The 3,779-nt window shown below is 63.6% G+C and carries 5 protein-coding genes and 1 pseudogene; 3 read left to right on the forward strand and 3 right to left on the reverse strand.

Annotated elements, in window-relative coordinates; all coding sequences use genetic code 11:
- Nucleotides 1–181: pseudogene (locus VN856_RS05870) on the forward strand (hypothetical protein); the annotation flags it as partial.
- Nucleotides 175–882, forward strand: a complete 708-nt coding sequence (locus VN856_RS05875) for an esterase (RefSeq protein ID WP_325687076.1) — start codon at nucleotides 175–177, stop codon at nucleotides 880–882. The pseudogene VN856_RS05870 and the gene VN856_RS05875, both read left to right, overlap by 7 nt.
- Before the next feature lie 22 nt (nucleotides 883–904).
- Here VN856_RS05875 and VN856_RS05880 read toward each other — a convergent pair whose 3' ends face one another.
- From VN856_RS05880 to VN856_RS05890, 3 genes are all read right to left on the reverse strand, one after another.
- Nucleotides 905–1,642, reverse strand: a complete 738-nt coding sequence (locus VN856_RS05880) for an SDR family oxidoreductase (protein WP_325687078.1) — start codon at nucleotides 1,640–1,642, stop codon at nucleotides 905–907.
- A gap of 106 nt (nucleotides 1,643–1,748) precedes the next feature.
- Nucleotides 1,749–2,498, reverse strand: coding sequence for a glucose 1-dehydrogenase (locus VN856_RS05885; RefSeq protein ID WP_325687080.1), 750 nt, complete (start codon nucleotides 2,496–2,498; stop codon nucleotides 1,749–1,751).
- A 40-nt stretch (nucleotides 2,499–2,538) separates the two neighbouring features.
- Nucleotides 2,539–2,946, reverse strand: a complete 408-nt coding sequence (locus tag VN856_RS05890) for a nuclear transport factor 2 family protein (RefSeq protein ID WP_325687081.1) — start codon at nucleotides 2,944–2,946, stop codon at nucleotides 2,539–2,541.
- Nucleotides 2,947–3,112: 166 nt separating this feature from the next.
- Between VN856_RS05890 and VN856_RS05895 the strand changes: the two genes are divergently transcribed.
- Nucleotides 3,113–3,703: a TetR/AcrR family transcriptional regulator gene (locus tag VN856_RS05895; protein WP_325687082.1), complete on the forward strand. Its 591-nt coding sequence runs from the start codon at nucleotides 3,113–3,115 to the stop codon at nucleotides 3,701–3,703.
- The last annotated feature ends 76 nt before the right edge of the window (nucleotides 3,704–3,779 follow it).

Here is a 3,779-nt window from a genome sequence, read left to right on the forward strand (position 1 = left end):
CGACCAGCCGCAGTACGCCGTGGTGGAGGGCGTCGCCGTGGACAAGAACGACCTCGACCACAAGTGCCCGACCTACACGCAGCTCCTGGTTACCGCACCCGAGACCACCGAAACCTTCACCGTCCCAGTCAGTATCGACACCTGCGAACTTCAGGTACACCCAATGGGGTCAGAATGGTGACCTGCAAGCTGTTCATCGCGGTGGCCGCTGGCGCGGTCGGCGCGACGGTGTTCGGCGCCCCCGCATCCGCGCAGCCCGCAACAACACCGGCCGCCGGTTGCGCGGAACTCGGCGGGACGGTACAGACCGATCAGACGTGCCACATCGAGAGCAAAACCGGTACGTACTCGATCGACATCAGCTATCCACTCGGCTATCCCGACCAACAGGCGGTGACCGACTTCGTCAAGCAGGACAGGGACGACTTCGTGGACTTCATCGCTACGCTCCCGCCGCGGGACTGGCCGTTCGAGCACGGCGTGCGCCCGCACACGTTTACATCGGGGACGGCGGCCTCGGGCACTAAAAGCGTCGTCCTCGATCTCTACACCGACAGCGGTGCCCACCCCGTAACCGGATTCCGCTCGTTCAACTACGACGTAAGCACACACCGCCCGATCACGTTCGACGCTTTGTTCAAGCCGGGAGCCGACCCGGTGGCGGCGCTCGACCCGATCGTCCAGCGCGAGATGGACAAGCACTGGCAGGGCTACGGCGGCCCGGCACCGCACAACACGCTCGGGGCCAGGATGTATCAGAATTTCGCGCTCACCGATGACGCAGTCATCTTTTACATCCCGCAAGGCATGTGGCTGGCGGAAGTTGCGGGCCCACAGCAGATCTCAGTACCCCGGTCGGAGCTGGCATCGGTGCTGGCCTAGAACTCGACAGAGGCTAGTCCTTTCATCGCCGGCCGCCGTCGATGGCGACATCGGTACCGGTGATGTAGGCCGCCCGGGGAGATGCCAGGAAGCCGATCAGGTCGGCGACCTCCTGAGGTTCACCAGCGCGGCCCTGCACGGTCGTCTTGGCAATGGCATCGAACAGTTCCCGTTCGGCCGCATTGGTATAGACCGGCCCTGGCGAGATGGAGTTGACGCGGACGCCCGTGGGCCCGAATTCCGCCGACCACGAACGGGTTAGCGAGGCCAAGGCGGCTTTGGTGGCGCCGTAGGCGGCGGTTGTGGGCTGACCGACAGCGCCGGCCCGGCTGGCCACGTTGATGATCACCCCGTATCCGCGGGCCGCCATCTTCGGCGCTAGTACCGACACCAGTAAGTAGGGGGCTTGCACGTTGGCGGCGAACAACTGATTCAGAGTGTCGGCGGCCAGCTTTTCCGTCGGACCGAACCAGGCGAATCCGGCGTTGTTAACCAGGACGTCCACCTCGCCGACCTCGCTGGCCAGCCGTAGCGCTTCGGCGGGCTGACTCAGGTCGGCGGCTACGAATCGGGCTGAGCCTCCGGCGCTTTCGATCTTTTGGACCACTGCCGTCCCGCGTCCGACGTCGCGGCCGTGGACGATCACCGTCGCCCCCTGCGCGGCCAGTTGTAGCGCGGTGGCCTGACCGATTCCCGACGTCGCACCGGTGACCAGCGCAACTTTGCCTTCCAGGTTCCGGTCGACCGTGTCGCTTGTCATGATCCCTCCTCAAAACTTGTACTGATCTGTCCAATCACTGCAGCGAACGCGGCCTCGTCGCCGACAGTTTCGGTCATGTCGCTCAATCGCCTTGGGCTGCAGTCTGTTAGACCTGGGCAAAGCCACCGTCGACACTCAGCTCGGTGCCGGCCACGAAGCTGCTGTCATCAGAGGCCAAGAACAATGCTGCTGCCGCGATCTCTTCCGGGCGGCCCATCCGGTTCAGTGGGATGCCCGCGGCAAACGTCGCCCGGATCTGGTCGGCTTCCTCCGGTGAGCTGGCTTGCGCGTCCATGATCGGGGTGTCGATCGGGCCCGGGCTCAACGTGTTGAACCGGATGCCCCGATCGCCGAACTCCCGGGTCCACGTCCGCACATAGGAGCGCAGTGCGGCCTTGGTCGCGCTGTAGGTGCTGTAGCCATTGATGCCGACGTACCCGGCCACCGAGCCGACCAGAATGACCGAGCCGCCCTCGCGCATCAAAGGCAGGGCCTTCTGGACCGTGAACAGGGCTGCCCGGGCGTTAAGGTCGAAGGTGAGGTCGAAGTTCTCCTCGGTGACCTTGCCCAGCTCCTCAGGCTCCACCCGGCCCGAGTTCACCAGCAGGATGTCCAGCGCACCCTTCTCCTCGAGGACCGTCGCGAACAGCCGGTCCAGGTCTGCACTTTTGGTGCTATCGACGGCGACCGTGGACACGCCCTCGCCGATCAGCGCCTTGGCCTTGTCCAACTCGCTTTGGCGACGCCCGGTGATGAAGACATAAGCGCCTTCTTCAACGAATCTCTGCGCGCTCGCTAGTCCGATACCGCTGCTGCCGCCGGTGATCACGGCGATCTTGCCATCCAGTCGTGCCATCAGTTCATCCTCATTTCGGTTTCTGTGTAATGGGAACGGGTCATGCCCGTGCCGGGAAGGCGGGACCGAACATGGGTAGCCCGCTGACAGACTCATCTCGGGTTGCCTCGTCTTGGATCACATCCCAGTGCTCAGCGAGAAGACCGTCCTCGATCCGGACGACGTCGGCGACTATCCAATCGGCGGGCTGCCCGACATTGCTGAACCGCCCGTGCAACATCACATAGTCACCGCCCGCGATGACCAGCCCGCTCTCGTAACGCATGTCTGGCGGCGCGGCCTTCACGAGCTCGAACAAGCCCTCACGGCCCGGGGCGATATGCGCGCTGTGCTGGATGTAGTCCGGCGACCAAAACCTCTCTGCGGCCGCGTAATCACGCCGGTTGAACAATGCGTCAAACGCTTCCAGGACGAACGCCCGGTTCCTGTCCTCTGCTGCTGTCGCCACGATCTGCCTCCTTCAAGTCTTTGAACAGATCGGTACAAGAAATATTCCGATTGTTGGGTTAGTCAACTCAGATTCTCGGCAGACGCACGAAAAAAACCAGGAAAACAGGCTCGGTGGCAATCTGTGGCAGCACATATCAGACAGATCTGTCTGATATGCTGATGCGATGGCGACGAAGACAACAGAACGGCCCTCGGCGCGCGAGCGACTGCTCGCCGCGGCCGACGAGCTGTTCTATCGCGACGGCGTCCATTCCACCGGAATCGACGCCGTAATCGAAAAGGCGGGAGTCGCAAAAGGCTCCTTGTACTACATTTTCGGCGGGAAGGACGAGCTGGTCGCGGCCTATCTTCGTGGGCGCCATGAACGGTTCCGCCAGCGGGTCGAGGAGGCCCAGTCCGGTCTCGATGATCCGGCGGACAAGATCCTGGCGCTCTTCGATGCGCTCGCTGACTACGTATCGCTTCCGGAGTACCGGGGCTGTCCCTTCGACAGCGCGGCCGCCGAAGCGCCGGCGGGGGAGTGCCAGGTGTTGGCCATCAACGAGTACCGCGACTGGTTGCATCAGTCCGTTCGCCAACTCGCCGAAGATACCGGCGTGCCCGACTCCCAGGCGCTGGGCGAGGCGCTCATCGTGCTGTACAACGGGGCGCTGGCGACGGCGAACACGGGACCGCCGTCGCGCGCCGCCGCGATGACAGCTAAACGCCTTGCGCGGCTGACCCTGGCAGCGGCGAAAGCCTCTAGTTCAGTCTGATTTGGGCGTCAACGCGATCGACGACACGGTCAGAACGGCCACGGTGCTCGATCTTGGTGACGAAGGGCGACGTCAT

Source organism: Mycobacterium sp. (assembly GCF_035603715.1).
GTDB lineage: Bacteria > Actinomycetota > Actinomycetes > Mycobacteriales > Mycobacteriaceae > Mycobacterium.

What these genes read in the sequence shown, in the direction of transcription:
- VN856_RS05875 (WP_325687076.1), top strand. Translation starts at nt 175, where the DNA reads ATGGTGACCTGCAAGCTGTTCATCGCGGTGGCCGCTGGCGCGGTCGGC.
- VN856_RS05880 (WP_325687078.1), bottom strand. Translation starts at nt 1,642, where the DNA reads ATGACAAGCGACACGGTCGACCGGAACCTGGAAGGCAAAGTTGCGCTG.
- VN856_RS05885 (WP_325687080.1), bottom strand. Translation starts at nt 2,498, where the DNA reads ATGGCACGACTGGATGGCAAGATCGCCGTGATCACCGGCGGCAGCAGC.
- VN856_RS05895 (WP_325687082.1), top strand. Translation starts at nt 3,113, where the DNA reads ATGGCGACGAAGACAACAGAACGGCCCTCGGCGCGCGAGCGACTGCTC.